Raw genomic sequence first — 671 nt, forward strand, 5'->3', positions numbered from 1 at the left:
GAATGAAAAATAAAAGCCTCCGACGATAACGTCAGAGGCTTTTTTCTAGAACAATGATCAGAAACTAGACTGAAAAGCTAACTACCAAGACTATTACTCGTCATCGTCTACTGCATCATTGTCCAATGTGTAATCGTTGGCAATATCGATAACGTCGTTGGCATCGCTCAAAGCGGTATCGTCAGTTGCAGTATCGATATCTATCTGCTCTTGACCTTCTACATCAAACGTCCCATCTTCTTTCATCGCATCGACTAATTCATCATCGCCCTCTTCGTGCTCAACACGCGCCATAGCGACTAATTTTTCATCTTTTGACAAACGAATGAGCGTGACACCCTGAGTATTACGACCAGAGCTAGCGACATGCTCAACTGGCGTACGTACCAGCGTTCCTTTGTCAGAGATTAAAATAATATCATCAGTAGCGTCAACCTTGGTCGCTCGTACCAATGCGCCATTACGCTCACTGGTCTTAATAGCGATTACACCGCCACCGCCACGGTTTTGCGTATTGAATTCTTCGATAAGGGTACGCTTACCAAAGCCGTTTTCACAAGCAATCAAGATTTCATGTACATCATCTTCGATAACGACCAATGATTTGATAAATTCATCAGCAGCCAGACGCATACCGCGAACACCTTTCGCTGTACGGCCCATCGCACGAG

1 protein-coding gene is annotated in these 671 nt (G+C 44.7%); it reads right to left on the reverse strand.

From position 1 onward, the window contains the following. Window positions 1-93: 93 nt before the first annotated feature. On the reverse strand, window positions 94-671 hold a 578-nt coding region (locus ACS8FC_RS18010; protein ID WP_439297796.1), incomplete at its 5' end, for a DNA gyrase C-terminal beta-propeller domain-containing protein.

The sequence above is a fragment of the Psychrobacter sp. 1Y4 genome (assembly GCF_051847555.1).